The sequence below is a fragment of the Streptosporangium sp. H13245 genome (assembly GCF_055690525.1).
Genome location: NZ_JBSZKT010000005.1, coordinates 305745 through 326222 on the forward strand (window position 1 = coordinate 305745; position 20478 = coordinate 326222).

At 71.7% G+C, this 20478-nt stretch carries 17 protein-coding genes; 7 read left to right on the top strand and 10 right to left on the bottom strand.

Translation table 11 applies throughout. The features are described 5' to 3' along the window. Positions 1 to 5: 5 nt before the first annotated feature. Both cas7g and ACW9TB_RS12925 read right to left on the bottom strand, forming a co-directional pair. Positions 6 to 1175 (bottom strand): type I-G CRISPR-associated RAMP protein Csb1/Cas7g, encoded by a 1170-nt coding sequence (gene cas7g / locus ACW9TB_RS12920; RefSeq protein ID WP_472748216.1) that lies wholly within the window; start codon positions 1173 to 1175, stop codon positions 6 to 8. A gap of 559 nt (positions 1176 to 1734) precedes the next feature. Continuing rightward, a complete protein-coding gene (locus ACW9TB_RS12925; protein ID WP_472748217.1) occupies positions 1735 to 2217 on the bottom strand; it encodes a hypothetical protein in 483 nt (160 codons plus the stop codon). A 250-nt stretch (positions 2218 to 2467) separates the two neighbouring features. Here ACW9TB_RS12925 and ACW9TB_RS12930 point away from each other — a divergent pair, with 250 nt between their 5' ends. Continuing rightward, entirely contained in the window at positions 2468 to 3448 is a 981-nt protein-coding gene (locus tag ACW9TB_RS12930; protein ID WP_472748218.1) for a hypothetical protein, read from the top strand. A 317-nt stretch (positions 3449 to 3765) separates the two neighbouring features. On the opposite strand, the gene ACW9TB_RS12935 is transcribed toward ACW9TB_RS12930, so the two are convergent. After that, positions 3766 to 4983 carry a LacI family DNA-binding transcriptional regulator gene (locus tag ACW9TB_RS12935; protein WP_472748219.1) on the bottom strand — a complete coding sequence of 406 codons (1218 nt, stop codon included), beginning with the start codon at positions 4981 to 4983 and terminating at the stop codon, positions 3766 to 3768. Between the two features lie 54 nt (positions 4984 to 5037). Between ACW9TB_RS12935 and ACW9TB_RS12940 the strand changes: the two genes are divergently transcribed. Both ACW9TB_RS12940 and ACW9TB_RS12945 read left to right on the top strand, forming a co-directional pair. After that, positions 5038 to 6408 carry an MFS transporter gene (locus ACW9TB_RS12940; protein WP_472748220.1) on the top strand — a complete coding sequence of 457 codons (1371 nt, stop codon included), beginning with the start codon at positions 5038 to 5040 and terminating at the stop codon, positions 6406 to 6408. 242 nt (positions 6409 to 6650) lie between these two features. Further along, complete coding sequence (locus tag ACW9TB_RS12945) at positions 6651 to 7883, top strand: MFS transporter (protein ID WP_472748221.1); 1233 nt, start codon at positions 6651 to 6653, stop codon at positions 7881 to 7883. A 45-nt stretch (positions 7884 to 7928) separates the two neighbouring features. On the opposite strand, the gene ACW9TB_RS12950 is transcribed toward ACW9TB_RS12945, so the two are convergent. From ACW9TB_RS12950 to ACW9TB_RS12965, 4 genes are all read right to left on the bottom strand, one after another. Beyond that, positions 7929 to 8861 carry an acyl-ACP desaturase gene (locus tag ACW9TB_RS12950; RefSeq protein ID WP_472748222.1) on the bottom strand — a complete coding sequence of 311 codons (933 nt, stop codon included), beginning with the start codon at positions 8859 to 8861 and terminating at the stop codon, positions 7929 to 7931. A gap of 122 nt (positions 8862 to 8983) precedes the next feature. Beyond that, on the bottom strand, positions 8984 to 9691 hold the full coding sequence (locus ACW9TB_RS12955) for a DUF998 domain-containing protein (RefSeq protein ID WP_472748223.1): 708 nt from the start codon (positions 9689 to 9691) through the stop codon (positions 8984 to 8986). Next, positions 9688 to 10902, bottom strand: a complete 1215-nt coding sequence (locus ACW9TB_RS12960; RefSeq protein WP_472748224.1) for a glycosyltransferase — start codon at positions 10900 to 10902, stop codon at positions 9688 to 9690. The genes ACW9TB_RS12955 and ACW9TB_RS12960 overlap by 4 nt, the downstream gene beginning before the upstream one ends. Before the next feature lie 16 nt (positions 10903 to 10918). Further along, positions 10919 to 11767, bottom strand: coding sequence for a DMT family transporter (locus ACW9TB_RS12965; RefSeq protein WP_472748225.1), 849 nt, complete (start codon positions 11765 to 11767; stop codon positions 10919 to 10921). A 210-nt stretch (positions 11768 to 11977) separates the two neighbouring features. Here ACW9TB_RS12965 and ACW9TB_RS12970 point away from each other — a divergent pair, with 210 nt between their 5' ends. Both ACW9TB_RS12970 and ACW9TB_RS12975 read left to right on the top strand, forming a co-directional pair. Beyond that, on the top strand, positions 11978 to 12379 hold the full coding sequence (locus ACW9TB_RS12970; RefSeq protein ID WP_472748226.1) for a lipocalin-like domain-containing protein: 402 nt from the start codon (positions 11978 to 11980) through the stop codon (positions 12377 to 12379). Between the two features lie 169 nt (positions 12380 to 12548). Continuing rightward, positions 12549 to 14213: an aldehyde dehydrogenase family protein gene (locus ACW9TB_RS12975; protein ID WP_472748227.1), complete on the top strand. Its 1665-nt coding sequence runs from the start codon at positions 12549 to 12551 to the stop codon at positions 14211 to 14213. On the opposite strand, the gene ACW9TB_RS12980 is transcribed toward ACW9TB_RS12975, so the two are convergent. From ACW9TB_RS12980 to ACW9TB_RS12990, 3 genes are all read right to left on the bottom strand, one after another. Then, positions 14197 to 14826 carry a DedA family protein gene (locus ACW9TB_RS12980; protein ID WP_472748228.1) on the bottom strand — a complete coding sequence of 210 codons (630 nt, stop codon included), beginning with the start codon at positions 14824 to 14826 and terminating at the stop codon, positions 14197 to 14199. The two genes, ACW9TB_RS12975 and ACW9TB_RS12980, sit on opposite strands and share 17 nt — an antisense overlap. A gap of 230 nt (positions 14827 to 15056) precedes the next feature. Beyond that, the gene (locus ACW9TB_RS12985) at positions 15057 to 15530 is read right to left on the bottom strand and encodes a TspO/MBR family protein (RefSeq protein WP_472748229.1); all 474 of its coding nucleotides are present in this window, start codon (positions 15528 to 15530) and stop codon (positions 15057 to 15059) included. A gap of 67 nt (positions 15531 to 15597) precedes the next feature. Next, on the bottom strand, positions 15598 to 16257 hold the full coding sequence (locus ACW9TB_RS12990) for a VC0807 family protein (RefSeq protein ID WP_472748230.1): 660 nt from the start codon (positions 16255 to 16257) through the stop codon (positions 15598 to 15600). Between the two features lie 294 nt (positions 16258 to 16551). On the opposite strand from ACW9TB_RS12990, the gene ACW9TB_RS12995 reads away from it, so the two are divergent. Then, a complete protein-coding gene (locus ACW9TB_RS12995; protein WP_472748231.1) occupies positions 16552 to 16899 on the top strand; it encodes a luciferase domain-containing protein in 348 nt (115 codons plus the stop codon). 1450 nt (positions 16900 to 18349) lie between these two features. Then, complete coding sequence (locus ACW9TB_RS13000) at positions 18350 to 20191, top strand: cellulose binding domain-containing protein (protein WP_472748232.1); 1842 nt, start codon at positions 18350 to 18352, stop codon at positions 20189 to 20191. Positions 20192 to 20478: the final 287 nt, after the last annotated feature.

A 20478-nucleotide genomic window follows, 5' to 3' on the forward strand; every position in this document is an offset into this window, starting at 1 on the left:
GGCTGTTACTCCTCGTCGGCGGCGGACTGGGCGAAGGCGAACTCGATCGCCTGCTGGAGCGAGGGGATCGGGGTGACCTCGATCGTGTCGTCGGCCATCGGCACACCCAGCCGGGCCGCCTCGTCGCGCAGCTCGTGATAGGCGTCCAGCGCCTCTCGTATGGAAACCTCAAGCTCTTCGACGCTGCCGCCGGGAAGCTCCAGGCCGACCGTCTCGGACGCCTTGGCCAGGTCGCAGCCCGAGCGCAGCCAGACCGACGGGCGTCCGAACGCCAGCCGGTCGCCGACGAGGGTGAGGGCGGCGAGCGTGGCGTGTCCGGCCACGCAGGCTTCGGCCGAGGCGTCACCGAAGCGCAGGCGCTCAAGGCCCGCGAAGGAGATGCTCGCGATCCGGCGGATCTCCGCGACGGTCGCTCCGCCCGGCACCGGGTTGGGGGCGATGTTGCCGTGCCCGATCTCGCTGAGCTTGCCGCCCTTCTTCTTCTCGCCGTCGGCGACGAACTTCCAGTGGTTCTCCGCCTTGGTCTTGTCGTCGACCGAGCCGGTGAGGTTCTGCGGGTCGAGGCGGCCTCCGCGTCGCGCGGCGAAGTGGGGGGCCACGCCGTACATGGTCGCGGTGTAGAGGCGGGCGAACTTGGGCCAGCGGCCCTTGCGGTGGGAGTCCCACGCGCCGAGCACGAGGGACAGGGGCTCCCGCTCGAACAGCGGGCGGACGTCGGCCACGCTGACGGCACGCAGCCGCTCGCCGATCGCGCTCTGGTCGAAGCGGACTCCTCCGATCGTGCTGTCGCGCAGGTAGGCGTCGGCGTAGCGGTGTGGGAAGTCGAGCGAGGTCAGCCGGATCTCGCCCCGGGACGTCTTCGTCCGGAGCTCGAACATCGGCAGGGTGAGACGGCCCGCGTCGCGGGCGTCGCGCAGGGCCTCTTCCAGCCGGTTGGACTGGGACTGCTCCTGGTCGATTGTGACCGTCTTGACCTGCTCGCCGTCGACCAGGCGATCGGCGACGACGTACTTCTTCGTGAGGTCCTTCTCGTTCTTGTCGGTGGGGAAGGTGGGGGGCATCACGACGTTGCCCGCACCGCCGACCGGTTGATATCTGGCTCGCACCACCAGCGCCGTGTGCTTCCTGTCGTCACCGAGCGCGCTCAGAAGACGCGCCGAAAGACTCGTGCTCACCGCGAACACCTCTCTGTGTTGCCTGACCGCGAGAAATTGCTTGAAGAGAGGGTGGCAGGCGGGACCGACAAAATCGGCCCGCCTGCGATACCGGCAGCAATAGGGGCTGCGGAGGTGCCTTGCGCGTACCTTCGAACGCGACCGATAGAACCGCAATGAGACCGCAACGTCCGAATAGTTCGGTTATCACGGAAGTATCGCTTAAGGTGGGATTTAGTCTAAAATAGAGACTTATTTATCTTCATGTGTGTACTGAGATCTTTATGGGTCTGCCGGAATGCTGATATCGCCAGATCGTGGCTGCGAGCAGTATTACTGCCGCTGGCCAGGCGACACTCTTGATTTTGATCTTCTTGCTGACTGCATGCTCGCCCATGGCGACCTCGCATTGTGAAGGCGGATCGTTGGTTTCGAGATGCGAGAGTAGCGGTCGAAGGGGTGTCGGGTGCGAGAACAAGGAAAGTCGCTACGCTAGAAATTCACGCTCCTTCGAACCCTTCTTATAGAGAAGCCTGCATCTTTTATGCTGATGAATAGGTAAAAATCGTATTTAAGGTCTTCAGGTGGATTCGCGGCTGATCAGGTGCCAGGCGACCTCGGTGTCCCGGTCGGCGGGGGCGAGATCGCCGGGCACGGCCAGGCCCAGGCGGGTGGCGGCTCTTAGGACGCCCAGGGCCAGCTCGTCGCCCATGGCGGCGATCGCGTCGCGGGCGTACGGGCCGGGCGCCAGGTCCGCCTCCCGGCCAGGCGCGTGCTCGAAGAGCAGCACGTGCCAGTCGGCCACGTCGCCGGTCCACAGCAGGCGCGGCGCAGGAACCCCCGAGGGAAGTGTCTGGTTGGCGGTGCGCTCGCGCAGCAGGTGTTCGGCGACCGGCGCGGCGGCGGGGGCCGCCTTCACGAAGAAGGCGGCCCCCGTGGTGGTGATGTGCGCGGCGAGTCCAGAGGTCAACCCGACGTCGGCCGACCGGATGCCGATGGCCGGGCCTGTCTGCTCCCGGACGGCCACGCGGGCAGAGGGCTGGTCCCGTGCCCAGACCGTCACGCGGATCGCGGGCCTCTATCTCGCTGACGGCCTGAGGCCACCGGCCTTGTCGGAGGCGATGCTGTGCCGGTTCGAGCACGGACCGAACCGGCCGGGCCCGGAGTACACGACGATGCTGGCCCGTGCCTACGGGGTGCACCCTGATCGGCTCGGGCTACGGCCACGGTGCGTGTGCGGGTACGGGGAGCAGAGATACGGTCGATCGGAGGCCCATCCCGGGTGGGCGTCGGTCCTGCTGCCAGGAGATGTGATGACCACAGCCAGTGGACTGCCCGCCATCCGAGAGTCGCTACGCCTGGCACTGCTGGACGCCCCCCACGGTGGGCCACTGGTCGTCGAACTCGCCGAGGCGACCGTTGAGCATTACGCCCTCAACTACTCCAAGCACCCGCCGTCCACCCTGTTCGACGAGGTACACGCCGCCCGCGGCCTCCTCGGGGACGCGCTGGCCGCCCCCGCCGACGCTACGACCGGCGCCGAGTTGCGCCGCGCCGCCGGATGGCTGTCCGGGCTGCTCGGCAACCTCGCGTTCCACCTGGCCGACCACAGCGGCGCCCGCGCGCACCTGGCGGTCGCCGCGGCGTTCGGCGACCAGGTCGGGGACGCCCGCCTGGCAGCGTGGGCGTTGGGAGCCCAGAGCATGGTGGCCCGCGCCCGTCACGACCAGATCGCCGCTCTCGCCTACGCGCAGGCTGGCGCCGTGAAAGCAACGTCTCCGCTGGTGCGGGCTCAGCTGCTGGGGTGGGCGGTACTGCCGTCGCTGGCTCAGCTGGGCCGGGCGGCCGAGGCTGAACGTGTTCTGGGAGAAGCGAGCAACCTCCTCGCCGCGGACCCCGCCGGCGGCGCCCCGGGGCGGTTCGGGTTCGACGCACCTGAGCTGGATCTGCACGAGGCGGAGGCATGGCTCGCCCTGGGCCGCACCGACCGGGCCGTGGGACGCGCCGAGGCGTCGACAGCGGGGTGCGTGCCGTACACGCCGGGCTGGGCGGCGGCGACGCTTGTGCTCGCCCAAGCGGAAACGCCGGTGCGGCCGGGGGATGCTGCCGCGCGGGCCCTCGATGTGCTGGAGCGAGTCCCGGCCGATCGGCTGCGGTCCACATCCCGGAAGCGCCTGCGGCAGGTGGCGGCCACGCTGGGCGACGCGGATATCACCACGGTGCGGGATCTCCACGAGCGGCTACGGACGCTTCCGCCGCCCATCGACGTCCACGGCCGCGGCGCCACCGCGTGATCAGCCCCAGCTTCCCGCATCGGAACGGGCTCGTACCAACCCCAGGTCGAAGACGACTTCTGCACTGGCCCGAGCCCCCGTCCTCCGTCACCGTCAGGACCCACCCCCGCGCGGAGGCGAGTGCGTTCTCCCGGCATCTCGGCAAGCACCTCACCGGAGCGGCAGCGCCGCAGGTGGGTCAGCCTGCTGATGGACGTGACCGACGGGGTGGGCCTCCCCTCCTACCGAGTTCCGGGTGGCGTTCGCCGGATACGTCGAACAGAACTCCCAGCCTGGTGCCCGCTGGGGCTGGGGAGTCGCCCCGCCGTATCAGCCATTCAGGGGCGCCGGGTGGATTCGCGGCTGACCAGGTGCCAGGCGACCTCGTCGTCCCGGTCGGCGGGGGTGGGGTGGCCGAGGGCGGTACGGGCGCAGCGGGCGCCCTGGTCGCGGAGGGACTGGGCGACGGTGGTGAGCCCCGCCGGGGCGGCGGCGTCGGAGTCGTCCCAGCCGCTGAGGGTGAGGTCGCCGGGCACGGCCAGGCCCAGGCGGGTGGCGGCCCGCAGGACGCCGAAGGCCAGCTCGTCGCCCATGGCGGCGATCGCGTCGCAGGCGTACGGGCCGGTGAGCAGCTCGGCCGCGAGCGCCTCGGCCTCGTGGGTGCTGTTGACGGAGCAGACGGCCACCCGGACCTGCGACCAGTCGCCGCCGGTCTCGGCCCAGGCGTCGCGGTAGCCGCGCAGGCGCTGGCGGGTCACCCGGAAGGTCGAGGCGTCGGGGTCGATGCCCGGGGACGCGTCGTCCGAGGTGGTCCCGGAAGCGGCACCGGGGGAGGGGACGCGGGCAGTTCTGGAACCGGCACCGGACGCGTCGTCGGTTCCGGAATCGGTGTCGATGGTTCCAGGACCGCAGGTGCTTCCTGGACGTACGACGCCGGGGACACCGAAGGCGACGCTGGAGACTCTCGCGCGGTCGAGGGGGAAGCTCAGCACCCCCGGGCGCCGGGCCCCCGCGAAGACCTCGCGGCCCACGGCTGTGGCGGCGGCGCGATCGTCGGCGGCGACGAAGGAGAGGCCGTCGCGGCGCGGGCCCCCATGGACCACGGCGGGCAGGCCGGTGGCGGAGATGGCGTCGATGACGGGGTCGTCGTCGGCGGTCGTCCAGACCACGAAGGCGTCGACGGCGGCCTCGGTGACCCGGTCGACGTCGGAGGTGCTTCCGGTGACGGGGACGAGGGTGAGCGCCATGCCGTGGTCGGCGCAGACCTGGGCGACGCCGGACAGGAAGCGGGTCGCCTGCGGGTCGTCGAAGGCGTAGGTGAGGTGCTCGCCGAGGACGACGCCCAGGTTGCCGGTCCGGCCGCTGCGCAGTGACCGCGCGCCGGGGTGTGGGCCCGGATAGCCGAGGCGTTCGGCGGCCTCGCGGACCTTGGCCCGCGCCTCGTCGGAGACCCGGCCCGGCTGGCCGTAGGCGTACGAGACGGTCATCACCGACACCCCTGCCGCGCGGGCGACCTCCGCCATGGTCACCCGGCGCCGCGCCGTCCGTCCGCTCATGGGCCGAGGATATCTGTGTATCGATACACAGCTGATTTGTGTATCGTTACACACATGTCAGGTGGAAAGAGCGGAGTCCGGGCGCGTACGGCTTATATGGGGTTCGCCGCGTTCGGTGTCTTCTGGGGAGTGTGGGGTGCCTCGGTGCCCGCGATCCGTGCCCAGGCGGAGCTTGGTGACGGGCAGCTGGGTACGGCGCTGCTGTTCATCGGGGCGGGGGCGCTGCCCGCGATGCTCGTCACCGGGAGGGCGGTCGACCGCTGGGGGCTGCGGGTGGCCGCGCTCCTGCTGGTGACGCTCGGCGCGGTGGGGACGCTGGTGGCCGTGGCCGGACGCGACGTCTGGAGCCTGTCGGCGGGGCTGGCGCTGCTCGGCGCCTCCTCGGGGGCGGCCGACGTCGCGATCAACTCGGCGGCGGCCTCGGCGGAGCGGGCGTCCGGCAGGCCGGTCATCACCCGCGCGCACGGCACCTTCTCCGCCATGGTGGTGGTCGGCAGCCTCTCCGCCGGACTGCTGCTCGGCGGCTTGGGGGTACCGGTCGTCGTGCCGTTCCTGCTGGTCGCGGGGGTGGCGGTCGGCGCGGCACTCAGCGTCGTGGCCGACTGGCGAGCGGCTTCGGTCACCGGGGGAGCCGCGCCGGACGCGGCGGAGACCATCGCAGTCGCTTCGGTCACCGCGGGAACCGCCCAGGATCCGGCGGGGATCGCTCCGGCCGTCGAGGTGACCGTCCCGGACGCGCTGGGAGCCGCCTCGGTCACCGAGGGAACCGCTCCGGGCGCGGCGGGGGCCGGGCGCAGGTACGCCGTACGCCTGTTCCCGTTGCTCGTGGTCGGCGGCCTGGGCGCGCTGGCCTTCGCGGTGGAGAACGCCCACCAGAGCTGGGGCGCGGTCTATCTGGCCGACGTGGCCGACGCGGGGCCCGCGCTCGCCGCCGCGGGCCCGGCGGTGTTCGCCGCCGTCGTCGCGCTCACCCGTTTCGCGGCCGGTGCGGTCGGTTCCCGGTACGCCGCGACCGTGCTCGCCTGCGGCGCCGTGACGGCCGCGGCCGGGACCGCGCTGGTGTCCGTCGCGACGGCCGTCCCGGTGGTCCTGCTGGGACTGGCCCTGGCCGCGGCCGGTACGGCGGTGCTCTTCCCCATGCTGATGGGCGTGGTCGCGGCACACGTGGGCGAGGCGGCCAGGGGGAGGGCGACGTCCGTGGTGACCACGGTGGCCTACCTGGGGTTCCTCGCCGGTCCGGTCTACGTCGGACGCTGGGCCGAGGCGACCGGCCTGCCGGGGGCGATGGTGGCCGTGGCCGCCCTGGCCGCCGCCCTCGTGGTGCTGGCGTGGCCCCTCCTGCGGCTGGCCGTCGGCACCGGCTCCCCGTGGGACTCGCCCCCGGCTCCCGGTCGACCGGAGGACGTCGCCGGTCGCACCCGATGACGGCCTGCGGACTTTCGATCTGCCGGAGATCACGACCTGCTCCGCCCGGGGGAGGGGCTGTTCCGGGTCCCCGCACACCTTCCGGTCCTCGAATGTGAGGAAGATGGCATAAGGTGACTCGTCGGTGCGTTCGGGATGGACGTACACGATGACCGCACGGCGGCCGCGAGAGCGGTATCAACCCCGGTCGAAGCCCGCCACCCCGGTGGGCTCCCGAACCGGGCGGAGTCTCCGTCTGGACGATGGACGGAGATCTGTTGACCTCGTACTTCGCCGTGCTCGGCTCGCCCGGCGCGTGGCGCTTCCTGCTTCCCGCCTTCGTCGCGCGCCTTCCGAACGCGATGCTCCAGCTCGGTGTGCTGCTGCTCGTGCACTGGTCCACCGGCTCGTACGGAGTGGCGGGTGTCGCCGCCGCCGCTGCCGCGGTGGCGCCCGCGCTGGTCGGCCCGCGGACCGGGCGGCTGGCCGACAGGTACGGTCAGGCGAGGGTGCTGGTCCCGCAGGTCGTCGTGCACGCCGCCGCGCTGGGCGCCCTGCTGGCGCTCGCCTCGGCGCACGCCCCGGCGGTCTCGCTGGTGGTCCTCTCGGCGCTGGCCGGGGCCACGATGCCGCAGGTCGGCTCGATGGTCCGTGCCCGCTGGGCGTACGTGCTCGGCGGGTCGGGCAGGCTGGACACGGCGTTCGCCCTCGAATCCATCACCGACGAGCTGACCTTCACCCTCGCCCCGGTGCTGCTCGTGGCCATCTCGACTGGGTTCTCACCGGTATGGGCGCTGTCGGTGGCGCTGGTCATGGTCGTGGCGGGGACGCTCGTGTTCGCCGGGGTCCGCGGGGGCGCTCCCGAGCCGATGCCGGTCCGGGTCCGTTCGCGGCGCGGCGTGCTGCGGCTGCGCGGGGTGGCCGTGCTCGCGGGGGCGTTCGTCGCCCTCGGTACCGTCTTCGGCAGCCTCCAGGTCGGCGTCACCTCCTACACCGCCGCCCTCGGCCAGGCCACCGCCGCCGGACCGGTGTACGCGACCTTCTCCGGCGCCAGCTTCGTCGGGGGCATCCTCTACGGGATGGTCCGCTGGCGGATCGGCGCCCCGGCCAGGCTGGCCGCCACCCTCGGGCTGCTCTCCGCCGCGACCGTCGCCCTGACGCTCGCCGGATCGCTCCCGCCGCTGTACGCCGGGGCCGCCGTGGCCGGGTTCGTCATCGCCCCGGCCGTCATCACCGGCTACACCCTGGTCGAGGGACTCGTCCCGGCCGAGGTCAGGACCGAGGCGTTCACCTGGCTCAACGGCTCCGTCGGCGTGGGCATCGCCGCGGGGGCGGCCGTCGCTGGCCAGCTCGTGGACCGCTTCGGCGCGGCGTTCGCCTTCCTCGTCCCCCCGGTCACGACCGGCCTGGCCGCCCTGCTCGTCCTGGCCCTCCTGCGCCGCCTGCGGCCGGAGACCGACGGCGTCCCGGCCCGCGAGCTGGTCGCCGCGGCCTGACACCCGCCTGCTAGGGAAGTCCGGGGGCGGGGGCGGGGGCGGGGGTCAGGCGGTCGCGGCCTGGCGGGCGCGGCGGGCCTCGCGGCGCTCGACGAAGCGGGAGGCGGTGGTCTCCAGCCGGGCGAGGAAGTCGGAGAGCTCGTCGCGGGCCTTCTCACCGTCGGCGCCGAGGTTCTTCAGGTTGAACACGTCCCACTGGCGCAGCACCGGCTGCAGGACGTCGTCCATGTGCAGGCGCAGGTCGTAGATTCCGGCGTTGGCGATGGTCATGGCCTTGCGGGTGAAGCCCTCGATGCCGGATCCCGGCATCTGGAAGGTGGTGACGACGTCGGTCACGGCGCGCATGGTCTGGTCGGGGGCGAGCTGGAAGGCCGCGTTGAGCAGGTTGCGGTAGAAGAGCATGTGCAGGTTCTCGTCGGCGGCGATCCTGGCGAGCAGCCGCTCGCAGTTCGGGTCCTCGGAGGCCTTGCCGGTGTTGCGGTGCGAGATGCGGGTGGCCAGCTCCTGGAAGGAGACGTACGCCACCGAGGCGAGCACGCCCTCGTAGGAGTTGGTGAAGCCCTCGCTCATGTGCACCATCCGGGCCCGCTCCAGCGCGACCGGGTCGACCGCGCGGGTGACCGTCAGGTAGTCGCGGATGGCGGTGCCGTGGCGGCCCTCCTCGGCGGTCCAGCGGTGCACCCAGGTGCCCCACGCCGCGTCGCGGCCCAGGGTCGTGGCGATCTCGTGGTGGTAGCTGGGGAGGTTGTCCTCGGTCAGCAGGTTGACGATGAGGGAGATGCGGGCTTCCTCGGGGATCTTGGTGTCGGTCTCGACCCAGGCGTCCCCGCCGTAGAGGCCGTCGTAGTTTCGCCCCTCCGACCAGGGGACATACTCGTGCGGGAACCACTCCTTGGCCACCTTGTGGTGCCGGTCCAGCTCCCCCGCCACGACAGGCTCAAGCTCGAGCAGCAGCTCGGTCTCACTGAACTCTCGCATCAGGTTTCTCCCTCGAAGACTACGCAACCGTAACCTACGTTAGCGTAGGTAAGACCGTAGTAGGTACGTGCTGCATGTCTCATTTACTCACCCATGGGCGATTCAAGGGAGCCGCTTCGCCGTCAACCGAGACCGATCGGCTGGCGGGGGTGCCGGGTGTCGTCCGGGCCGGGCTGGGCGGGAATCGTCATACCCCGGACCTTCACGGCCGACCGGCCGGTCGCGCCGTCGCGGTGGTCCGCCCAGAGGGCGGCCATGAGGATCAGAGCCATCTCGGAGAGCACCAGCAGCCGTTGCACCAGGCCGTAGTGCTCGGCGCCGTCGATCAGGTCCGAGACCAGCGAGCCCGGGTGGGCGGCCAGGAACCAGGCGAGGAGCACCGCCGACAGGACGGAGACCGCCGCCAGGGGCCCGTTCCCCGACCGGCGGCCGAGCATCCACCCCGCGCAGGGCAGCGCGGTGAAGACCACGGCCGCCGACCAGCGGTGGATCTCCCCGGCGGCGGAGACGACGCCGGGCGCCGCGTCGGTGGGGAACGCGGCGGTGAGCAGGAGGCCCAGCGTCGCGGCCACGAACAGCGCGCGCGGCGCCGCGCCGCGCACCGGCTCCACCCGGGCCAGCAGGTACGCGACCCACAGGCAGCCCATGGCCAGGGCGATCGTGCCGCCCACCGTCGCCCAGGCGCTGTCGTCGAGCAGCGCGTAGTCGCTGATCAGGCCGTTCAGCGGGCTCACCGTGTCCGCCGCGACCAGGTGCGCGTAGCCCATCGTGGCCAGGGCGACCAGTGGCCCGGCCACGCCCGGCCAGCGGGACGGCGGCTCCTCGCTCATCGCACCACCTCCTGGTAGATCCGCTCGAACCGGGTCAGGGAGGTGTGGTGGTCGTGGGTCAGCGCGATGGAGCGGCTCGCGGCGCCCATCGTGGCCCGTACCTCGGGGGCGGCGAGCAGGGCGCCCAGGTGCCGGGCCAGCTCCTGGACGTCTCCGGGCTGGAACAGGTGGCCGTTCTCACCGGGCCGTACCAGGTGCGGCAGGGCCATCGCGTCCGCGGCGACGACCGGCAGGCCGCTGGCCATGGCCTCCAGCGTGGCGATGCTCTGCAGCTCCGCGACGCCCGGCATGGCGAAGACGTCCCCGGCGGCGTACACCTGGGGCAGCGTCTCGTCGGGGACGAACCCGAGGAAGGACACCCGGTCCCCGACCCCGATCCGGTCGGCCAGCTTGGCGAGCGCGACCCGCTGCCCGCCGGTGCCCGCCAGCGCGATCTGCGCGTCGGCGCCGTTGAGCACGTGCGGCAGGGCGCGGATGAGCTGGTCCAGCCGCTTCTCCTCGTCCAGACGGCCGACGAACACGATCGTGTCCCGGTCGGGCAGGCCGAAGGCCTTGCGGGCCCACGCCTTCGGCTCGGCGCGCGGCTGGAACCTCGCCAGGTCGATGCCGCAGGAGATGGGCTCCACCGGCGGCCCGAAGCCCTTGCCCGTGAGCAGCCCGGCCGCGATCTCGGTGGGCGTGGTGACGCGGTCGGCCTTGGAGAAGACGCGGTTGAAGTCCTTCCAGGCCAGCGCGCCCGCCTTCTCGCGCAACCGGGCGGGGATGTGCGCGAACTGGAAGAGGTTGTCCGGCATGAAGTGGTTGGTCGCCACGACGGGGATGCCCGCGCGCCGGGAGGCGGAGATCGCCGCGCGGCCGACGATGAAGTGCGCCTGCACGTGGACCACGTCGGGGGCGATCCTGTCGATCAGCCGGTCCAGCCTGGTCGGCACCGTGACCCGCATGGTCGGGTGGACCAGCACCGGCGCCGAGCGCAGCCTGTGCACGGTCACCCCGTCCACGTGCTCGGTCCTGCCCGGCCCCTCGTCCGAGGCGCACACCACGTGGACCTCGTTCCCCCGCTCGGCCAGCCCCTGGGCGAGCCGGTGGGCGAAGTAGGCCGCACCGTTCACATCCGGCGGGTAGGTGTCCGCCCCGATCAGCACCCGGCGGGGCCGGGCGGAGAGGAGGGCGGGACCCTGCGCGGGGGTCTGCAGGGCGGTGGCTGACATGGCCATAATGCTCCGTTCATCGTGCCATCACGTCGTGTGAGGGGACACACGTCGTGTGAGGGGACATCGGGGTGGTACGGGCCAGCGCGACGGTTCCGGCGGCGGTGAGGGCGGCCGCCGCCAGCGCGGTGAGCGTGCTCGCCGCGCCCGTCGGCAGAGGCTCGCCGAGCAGGAGGGCGCCGAAGGCTACGGCGGTGAGGGGATCGGCCACCTGCAGGGCGGCGAACGCCACGCCGAAGTGTCCGACGGCATAGGCGCGCTGGAGCAGCGCCAGCGCGATCAGGGCGGGCATCGGGACGGCGAGCAGGAACCAGAGCTCCCAGTTGCCGTCGACCAGGACGCGGGTGAGCGTGGCGGTCGCGCCGTACAGCACGCCCGCCCCCATGGCGAGCAGGCAGGCCCGCGCGGCGGGGGAGACCTGCCGGGCGAGGACCCACAGCACCAGGGCGGCGGTGGCCGCCCCCGCGAGCAGGGTCACCGCCTCCCCGGTGCTGAGGTGCGGTTTCCCGCTGTGCTCGGGCACGACCAGCACCAGGCCGATCAGGCCGATGGCGATCACCGCCGCCGAGGCCAGCTCGCCGGGCTTCGGCCTGCGGCGTTGCAGGGCGGCGGCGCAGGGCAGGGCGAACAGGAGGCTGGCCACGCCCATCGGCTGCACCAGGGTGAGCGGGCCGTACTTCAGCGCGACGATGTGCAGGGCCGTGCCGCCCGCGATGGCCAGCCCGCCGAGCAGCCATCGGGGGCGCCGGGCCAGATGGACGAGGCCGGCGCTGGGTGTCCTCGCCGCCTCGAACTGCTGCAGCGCGGCACCGAGTGCGAAGAACAGGGATCCCAGCAACGCCAGGCCGGCAGCCAGCACAGTCATGCGCACTCCTCCCAAGCAGATGAAGACATGGCGAGATGACCGGATCACCTCTGGGAGGCGTCCGTTAAGGGGCTTACGGTGAACAGTCGAAGCGTCCCCCGGATGGAGGTGCCGGAGCCATAGGGGTTCTCCCTGACTTCGCAGGGAATTCCCCGAGATTCGCGTCGGGGCTGTTGACCTGCTGGCTTTTCTTATCGTAGTTTCGCGGGCATGAATCTCGTGGGCGCCTGGCACCTGGTCGAGTGGCGGATCGTGGGTGCCGACGGACGGGTCTCCCACCCCTTCGGCACGGACGCGGTGGGCCTGCTCTGCTACACCCCCGACGGCCACATGAGCGCGACCATCGCGCGGGCCGGGCGCGCCCCGCTGCCCGGCGTCAGCCCGAGGCAGGCGCCCCCGGAGGCGCTGGCCGAGGCGTTCACCTCGTTCTTCGCCTACGCGGGCCGCTACGAGGTCCGCGACGGCCACGTCGCCCACGACGTCGAGGTGGCGCTCAACCCGGCCCTCGCCGGCACCGTCCAGGTCCGCGAGCTGAACGCCGACGGCGACCGGCTGGTCCTGGCGGCGGCCGAGGGCGGCAGATGGCACACCCTGATCTGGAAGCGATCATGAACACCGGGTGTTCTGTACGGCTTACCAGGGCGGTACGGGTCGCGCGTTCGATCATGAACGTCGAGCGGTCGGTACGGCCTGCGCGGTCGATCACGAGCGCCGGGCGTTCTGTACGGCTCGCGCGGCCGGTCATGAGCGCCGGGCGTTCGGCACGGATCTGGAGGCGGTCATGAACGTCGAGCGGTCGGCACGGCTCGCGCGGGCGGTCGAGGCCAGGCGCACCAGGGAGAGCTGGAGCGCCTACCCCGAGGCGCCCTCCCGCCACCCTGGAGGTGACAGCGCCCGGGAGGCCGGGCTGAGGGCCCACGAGTCCCGCCTCGGCGGCCGGTTCGACCTGCCGGAGCACCCCGGTGCCCACGCCGTCGCCCGGGGCGAGGTCTCGCCCTACACCGGTGAGCCGCTGGGCGTCGCCTACCCGGTCGCGAGCGCCGACGAGGTCTACCGGGCCGCCCTGGCCGCGTGGCCCGCCTGGCGCGACGCCACCCCCGAGACCAGGACGGACCTCTGCCTGGCCGCCTGCGACCTGATCTACGAGCGGTCCTTCGAGTTCGTCCCCGCCACCATGCACACCGCGGGCCAGAGTGCCGCGATGAGCTTCACCGGCAGCGGCACGAACGCCCTCGACCGGGGGATCGAGGCGATCGCCGCCGCCTGGTCGGCCATGGAGCGGGTCACCCCGCACGCGACCTGGGCCCGGGGCTTCGGCACCTCCGAGCTCAGCCTGGACAAGCGCTACCGGATCGTGCCGCGCGGGGTCGCGGTCGTCGTCACCTGCGCGAGCTTCCCCGCCTGGAACGCCTACCCGGCGATCTTCGCCAACCTCGCCACGGGCAACCCGGTGATCGTCAAGCCGCACCCCACCGCGGTGCTGCCGATGGCGCTGGCGGTCGGCGCCTGCCGCGAGGTCCTCGCCGGGGCGGGGTTCGACCCCGGCCTGGTCACCCTCGCCGTCGACACCGCCGGGGCGCCGATCGCCAAGGAGCTCATCGGCCACCCCGCCTGCCGGATCGTCGACTTCACCGGGAGCGCCGCGTTCGGCGCCTGGGTGGAGGCGAACGCCTTCCCCGCGATCTCCTACACCGAGACCTCGGGGCTCAACGCGGTCGTGCTCGACTCCGCCGACGACCTCGCGCCCGTGCTGCGGGCCGTCGCCGGATCGCTCTGCCTGTTCTCCGCGCAGATGTGCACCAGCCCGCAGAACATCTTCGTGCCCCGCGCCGGGGTGCGGACCTCCTCGGGAACGGTCTCCTTCGAGGAGGTCGGCGAGGCCCTGGCGGAGGCCGTACGGCAGATCTCCACCGTGCCCAGGCGGGCGGCCTCCGTGCTGGCGGCCATCCAGTCGCCCGCCACGCTCGCCCTGCTGGACGGGCTGCGCGGCCGGGGCACCGTGCTACTGGACGCCGCGCCGTACGAGCACCCGGAGTTTCCCTCGGCCCGCACCAGCGGGCCGCTCCTGCTCGCCACCGGGGACCCGGCGGTCTACGGCGAGGAGCGGTTCGGGCCGGTCGCGTTCCTCGTCCCCGCCGAGGACCGGGAGGCCGCGTTGCGGACGGCCTCGGCCGACGCCGGGGACAAGGGCGCGATCACCGCGTTCTGCTACTCGGTGGACGAGGACTTCGTCGGCCGGGCCGAGGACGCCTTCGCCCTCGCGGGCGCCGCGCTGACCTCCAACCTCACCGGCCCGATGCCGCTCAACTTCTCCGCCGCCTACAGCGACTACCACGTCAGCGGGCTCAATCCGGCGGGGAACGCCTCCCTCACCGACGACGCCTTCGTGTCCGGGCGCTTCCGCGTCACGCAGTCACGCCGCCCCTCCGTCAGTCACCGGAGGTGACCAGCGCGGCCTCCTTCTCCGGGACGGCACGGCGGTGGCGGAGGTAGCGGACGATCTCGACCACGGCGGTGATCCCCAGGGCGATGCCCAGGCCGAGCAGCAGCCCCTTGATCGGGTCGTTCTCGAAGGCCGCGCCGCCCACGTAGCCGATCAGCCCCGAGTAGACCGCCCAGGACCCCGCGGCGACGGCGTCGAAGAGGGCGAACGAGCGCCGGGGGTAGGCGACCGCGCCCATGGTCAGGGTGCAGGCGGTCCGGCCGCCGGGAATGTAGCGGGCCACCACCAGGACCAGCCCGCCCCGCTCGGCCAGCGCCCGCTCCGCCCAGGCGAACGCCTTGCGGCTGCGCCTGCCGTTGCGCAGCCGGTCGTTGGTGGTACGCCCGATGGCGTACGAGATGTGATCACCCGCGAACGCGCCCAGCGCGGCCACCACGATCACCAGGAGCAGGTCGGGGGCGCCGGTGGAGGCGGCGAACACCCCGGCCGTGATGACGGACGTCTCCGCCGGGACCACGGGGAAGAACCCGTCGAGCATCGCCAGCGCGAACAGCGCCAGGTAGATCCATGGAGACGTCATCACGTCGTGCAGGACGTCGAGGATGGCCTGTGTCACATCGAGCTCCAGCCGGGGGTCGCGGAATGTCTCACGCAGAAGGCTGACGGCCCGGCGACCCCTTGGACATCGGGGATGAACCCCGGTGTTCCCAGAGCACGCCCCTGAGATCACCGGGGGTCCGTCCCGTCGACCCTAGGAATCGGACGGATCCGGGCGCATCACTCGAACGGCTTGAGTCATCCCCCGTCTTCGGTTGGGGGCCCTCCTCCTCAGGGAGGAGACGCGGCTCAGTTGAGCCGCCAGATGGCCAGGTTCAGCGCGGACGCGTACGTCACCCAGAGCAGGTAGGGCACCAGCAGCCAGGCGGCCGGGCGGCTGATCCGCCGGAACAGGACGATGGTGAGCACGATCGCGAGCCAGAGGACGACGATCTCCGCGAACGCCAGGCCGTACCGCCCGGCGCCGAAGAACAGCGGCGTCCAGGCCGCGTTGAGAACCAGCTGGACCGCGTAGACGCCGAGCGCCGGGGTCAGGCCGCGCGCCGACCAGGCGAGCCAGCCGGACAGGGCGATCATGACGTACAGGACCGTCCAGGCCGGGCCGAACAGCCACTGCGGCGGGGCCCAGGGGGGCCGTTCCAGCGACAGGTACTCACCACCGGCGTTGACGGCGGCCAGCGACCCCACCACCGCCACCAGCACGAGCGCGACGGCGAACACCGGCAAACCGGCCCAGCGTTTCGGATGTTGCGCGATGACCATGAAAACCTCCCGCCCCCTCCTTCGTACGCCCGCCGCACGGCGGTTTCCCCCGTACGGGAAAGGCGTCCTAGACGGGCGGGGCGGCGACGGCCGGGGTGGCCACGGGGTCGTAGTGCAGGCGGCGCAGCATCCGGCGGAAGGCGTACAGGGAGAAGGCCACCGCCAGGCCGCTGATGACGGCCACGGCCGAGGTGCGGACCAGCAGGTAGGTGCCGATCGACTCGTGCAGCAGGAGCCAGATGCTCACCGCGGAGTTGGCCAGCAGCACGAACGCCCACAGCAGGGTGATACGGGCGAAGAACCGGCGGACCCGCTCGTGTTTCAGCACCGCCGAGGGCAGGTGGATGTAGTCGAGGGTGAGCTTCTGCACCAGCGGGCGGTTGAGGCGCACCGAGGCGAGGAAGACCATGCTGATGCAGATCGTCCCGAGCTCCGGCTGGAGGAAGTAGATCACCGCGCTCCCGGTCCAGAAGCCCAGCAGCGCCCGTACGGTGATCGCGATGACGGCGAGGATCATCGTCCCGGGGACGGGGATCCGGCGGACCAGCCGCCATCCCACCCCCGCGTACACCCAGGTGACCGCCGCGATCAGCGCGCCCTTCAGGCCGAGGAGGGCCAGGGCGGCGTAGAAGACGGCGAGGGGGGCGACGACGCCCTCGAGTAGTTTCGGCGCGGCCTGCCTGGCGAGAGCCGCGAGGCGGGGGAGGACGATGGGCTGATGGCTCATTGACACTCCACGGGCTGGTGCGGTGGCAGACGCTGGGCGTTCACGCCTACCCCGGCATGACACACGCATGTCAGGCCGTCGCAGGGGGTTGCTGGAGAGGGCTGGTTCCGGAGTTCACCGGCCACTCACCGTACCTGACCCCGGCTAGCGCTCTCGTGAAAACAACTCAATAACACTGCAATAACGGATGAGACCGGTGAGGATCATTACGATTCATGAAAAGGATCACTATGCCGGTAACGGTTAAGAAACAGGAGCTTTCCTGATCGGGGCCGGTCCGCGACGATGAGAGACATGGCAGTGCTGCGCACGCACGCGTTCCGCCGTTCCACCGAGGGTGTCGAGAATGTCGCGGCCCAGCTCGTACGCTGGCCCGACCTGGCGCTGAAACGTACCAGGAAAGGGCTGGGGTTCCGGGCCGGTGGCCGGGAGATCGTCAGGATGTCCGGTGACCACACCGCGGAGTTGCTCCTCACCAAACCCGTGATCGACCGATGGGCACGGGTGCTCACCGACTGCCACCGCGTCACCCCCGGAGCCGACACGGGGTGGGTGGCCATGTCCATCGAGGGCCGGGCCGACGCCGAGCTGTTCCTCTCGCTCGTCAGCGTCGCGATCAAGGCCAACCAGGGCTCGCGGTAACCGGCACCGACCGAGGGGCGCGGCGACCGGTCTCGCCCCGAAGCCGATGAACAGCGCGCCCACGCCCGCGCCCGGAGCCAACAGGTCGGGAACGTGACACCGAAGTTCGGCGCCGACAGATAGAGCGCGCCGGGCCCGGAGCCGACCGGTCGGGAACGTCCGACCGAAGATCGGCCTCGACAGGTGGAGCGCGCCGGACGGCCGACAGCCCGCGCCGGGCCGGGAACGTCCGATCGAAGATCGGCACCGACGGGTAGAGCGCGCCCAGAAGTAGGAACGACGGCGCGGAAGTGCCGTAGGCCGGGTCCGCGAGCCGGATGAAGGGCGGAATCGCCCTCAGGTTCATCGGGCCGACGATCGGGGCCTCCGGGTTCATCAAGCCGACGATCGGGGCCTCGCGGAAGGAACTCTTCGCGGACCGGGGTCGCCTCCGCGTCCTCACTCCCGGTACCGGGCGCCCGGCCGGAGCATCCGGAACCCGATCCACGCGAGTCGGGCCGCACCGGCGTCCCCGTCCCCCGCTGGAACGCGCCCGGACACGGTATCGGCGGCTGACGTTTTTGGGCCTTGTGGCAGGGGTCTGTCAAGGCTACGATCGCGACAACTCTTAGGAAACTTTCCTAAAAGAAATGCCGACAGGGAGTGCCCGTGGCCCGCGCTTCCCCTCCGACCGATTTCTAGCTGCGAAAACTCGGCGGCGAGAGCCGTCGCTGCTGAAGGTCCGACCGTCCGGACGCCTCACCCCCCAGGTTCCACGTCCATGGGAGCGATCATGCGGCGCACCTTTCCCTTACTTGTCCTGACTGTGGCTGCAAGCCCTCACCGTGGCCTGCCCGCGCCCGGCACCACCGCCGTCTCCGGCACCGCGGCCGTCCCTGTCGTTCCCGTCGCCGTCCCCGTGGCCGCCGCCGTCGCCCGCCCCGAGGCGCCAGACCGGGGCCCGCGAGCCACGGGCGAGCGCGCGACCACGGACACCTTCGCCGCCCCCTTGATCCTCCCCGAGGCCGGGCCCCCGATCCCCGGGAAAGCCGGGCGCGGCCCGTCCCCGGAGCGCCGCTGCCGGATCCCGGCGGCGCCACCCGCCGATCGGCGACGTCCGGGGCACGTGACGGCGACGGCACAGGCACCGGCACAGGCGGAGGCGCCGACGCAGGCAGCAGCACAGGCACCGGCACAAGCACAGGCAGCGCAGGTACAGGTATCGGCACAGGCGCCAGTCCGGGCACCGGCGCGGGTACCGGCACCGGCTCAGGCGGCGCGGGTGCCGGTGACCCGGTGACGACTCGCTGAACCCGGCGGTCCCGGCGTCCCGCGCCGATCAACGGAACGGTCCCGCCCCCGGGCGAAACCGTGCCCACCCCGCCGTACGGCTCGCGCCCACGTTCGCGCCCGCGCACCCCCCGCGTGGCGCGGGTCGTACGGTCACCCCCACGGAATGCATGAGGTTAACGTGAAATTACGCGCCATCGCTCGTTCTCTCGTCGCTCTGGCGGCCCTCGTCCTGGCGATGATGGTCGCGACCCCCGCCTTCGCCGCTCCCAACACGGCCGTCTTCACCAAGGTCTCCGACTGGGGCACCGGCTTCGAGGGCAAGTACACGGTCACCAACGGTGGGACGACGACCATCAGCGGCTGGTCGGTCGCCTTCGACCTGCCCTCGGGTGCCAACATCGGGTCCTTCTGGGACGCGTCGATGACCCGTAGCGGGCAGCGGTTCACCTTCACCAACGTCGGCTGGAACGGCACCCTGGCCCCCGGGGCGAGCGTGAGCTTCGGCTTCAACGGCAGTCCGGGCGGCGCGACGCCGTCCAACTGCACGCTCAACGGCGTGGCCTGTGGCGGCGGGACGACTCCCACCACTCCGGGGGCACCGGGGAATCCGTCGGTCACCGGGACGACCAACTCCTCGATCTCGCTGTCGTGGGGTGCCTCCAGTGGCACGGTCACCGGTTACCGGGTCTACGAGGGGGCCACGCAGCGGGCCCAGGTCACCGGGACCAGCACCACGATCGGCTCGCTGGGTACCTGCACCTCGCACACCTACACCGTGAAGGCGTACAACGCCCAGGGGGAGTCGGCCGCCAGCGGAGCGGTGAGCGCCACCACCACCGGCTGCACCGGTGGAGCCCCCGGCAAGCCGGGCGCGGTGTCGGCGACGGGTGGCGCGAACAGTGTCGCGCTGTCGTGGGGCGCGTCCTCGGGAACGGTGACCGGCTACCGGGTGTACGAGGGGACGACGGTCAGGGCGACCGTGACCGGGACGAGCGCGACGGTGTCGGGGCTGGGCGTGTGTGAGGCGCACACCTACACGGTGGCGGCGTACAACTCCGCGGGCGAGGGCCAGAAGAGCGACCCGGCCACCGCGACCACGACCGGCTGCACCAGCGGCGGTCAGCTGCCCAAGCACTTCCTCACCGGCTACTGGCACAACTTCGACAACCCGGCCGTCGAGCTGCGGCTGTCGGCGGTGCCCAACGAGTACGACCTGGTCGCGGTCTCCTTCGGAGAGGCCACCGCCACCCCCGGTGAGGTCGTCTTCGGCGTGGACCCGGGCCTGTCCGCCTCCCTCGGCGGCTACACCGACGCCCAGTTCAGGGCCGACGTGCAGACCCTCCACTCCCGAGGCAAGAAGGTCATCCTCTCGGTCGGCGGCGAGGCGGGCCGCGTGCAGGTGGCCAGCGCCGCCGCCGCGACCAAGTTCGCCGACACCGTCTACGCCCTGATGCAGAGCTATGGCTTCGACGGCGTCGACATCGACCTGGAGAACGGGCTCAACTCCACCTACATGGGCCAGGCGCTCCGGTCGCTGCGGGCCAAGGCGGGGGCGAACCTGATCATCACGATGGCGCCGCAGACCATCGACATGCAGTCCACCGGCGGCGAGTACTTCAAGCTGGCGCTGAACATCAAGGACATCCTCACCGTCGTCCACACCCAGTTCTACAACTCCGGCTCCATGCTCGGCTGCGACCAGAACGCCGCCTACTCGCAGGGGTCGGTCAACTTCATGACCGCGCTGGCCTGCATCCAGCTGGAGAACGGCCTCCGCCCCGACCAGGTGGCGCTCGGCCTGCCCGCGGGACCCGGCGCGGCGGGCGGCGGGATCGTCGCCCCGGCCCTGGTGAACCAGGCCCTGACCTGCCTGGCCACCCGGACCAACTGCGGCAGCTTCGTGCCGCCGCGCGCCTACCCCGGGATCCGTGGCGCGATGACCTGGTCCATCAACTGGGACGCCAGCAACAACTGGAACTTCTCCAGGACCGTCAAGCCGCACCTCGCGACCCTGCCCTAGCGACCCCCGGGGCCTGCCCGTCCGGGCAGGCCCCGAATCCCGCCCCCCGAAGACCCGGAGCACCCCGAACACCCGGAGCACCTGAGCACCCCGAACACCTCCCAACCTCGCACCCCCCAACCGAGGAAGAGCCATGAGATTTCGACGAACGCTGACCGCGGTCCTCGCCGCGCTCGGCATGTCACTCGGCCTGTCAATGGTCGCGACCCCCGCCTTCGCCGCTCCCAACACGGCCGTCTTCACCAAGGTCTCCGACTGGGGCACCGGCTTCGAGGGCAAGTACACGG

Bases quoted from the DNA above. Each gene is read 5' to 3' on its own strand.
- ACW9TB_RS12930 (WP_472748218.1), top strand. From the start codon at position 2,468: ATGACCACAGCCAGTGGACTGCCCGCCATCCGAGAGTCGCTACGCCTG.
- ACW9TB_RS12935 (WP_472748219.1), bottom strand. From the start codon at position 4,983: ATGAGCGGACGGACGGCGCGGCGCCGGGTGACCATGGCGGAGGTCGCC.
- ACW9TB_RS12940 (WP_472748220.1), top strand. From the start codon at position 5,038: ATGTCAGGTGGAAAGAGCGGAGTCCGGGCGCGTACGGCTTATATGGGG.
- ACW9TB_RS12945 (WP_472748221.1), top strand. From the start codon at position 6,651: ATGGACGGAGATCTGTTGACCTCGTACTTCGCCGTGCTCGGCTCGCCC.
- ACW9TB_RS12950 (WP_472748222.1), bottom strand. From the start codon at position 8,861: ATGCGAGAGTTCAGTGAGACCGAGCTGCTGCTCGAGCTTGAGCCTGTC.
- ACW9TB_RS12955 (WP_472748223.1), bottom strand. From the start codon at position 9,691: ATGAGCGAGGAGCCGCCGTCCCGCTGGCCGGGCGTGGCCGGGCCACTG.
- ACW9TB_RS12960 (WP_472748224.1), bottom strand. From the start codon at position 10,902: ATGTCAGCCACCGCCCTGCAGACCCCCGCGCAGGGTCCCGCCCTCCTC.
- ACW9TB_RS12965 (WP_472748225.1), bottom strand. From the start codon at position 11,767: ATGACTGTGCTGGCTGCCGGCCTGGCGTTGCTGGGATCCCTGTTCTTC.
- ACW9TB_RS12970 (WP_472748226.1), top strand. From the start codon at position 11,978: ATGAATCTCGTGGGCGCCTGGCACCTGGTCGAGTGGCGGATCGTGGGT.
- ACW9TB_RS12975 (WP_472748227.1), top strand. From the start codon at position 12,549: ATGAACGTCGAGCGGTCGGCACGGCTCGCGCGGGCGGTCGAGGCCAGG.
- ACW9TB_RS12985 (WP_472748229.1), bottom strand. From the start codon at position 15,530: ATGGTCATCGCGCAACATCCGAAACGCTGGGCCGGTTTGCCGGTGTTC.
- ACW9TB_RS12990 (WP_472748230.1), bottom strand. From the start codon at position 16,257: ATGAGCCATCAGCCCATCGTCCTCCCCCGCCTCGCGGCTCTCGCCAGG.
- ACW9TB_RS12995 (WP_472748231.1), top strand. From the start codon at position 16,552: ATGGCAGTGCTGCGCACGCACGCGTTCCGCCGTTCCACCGAGGGTGTC.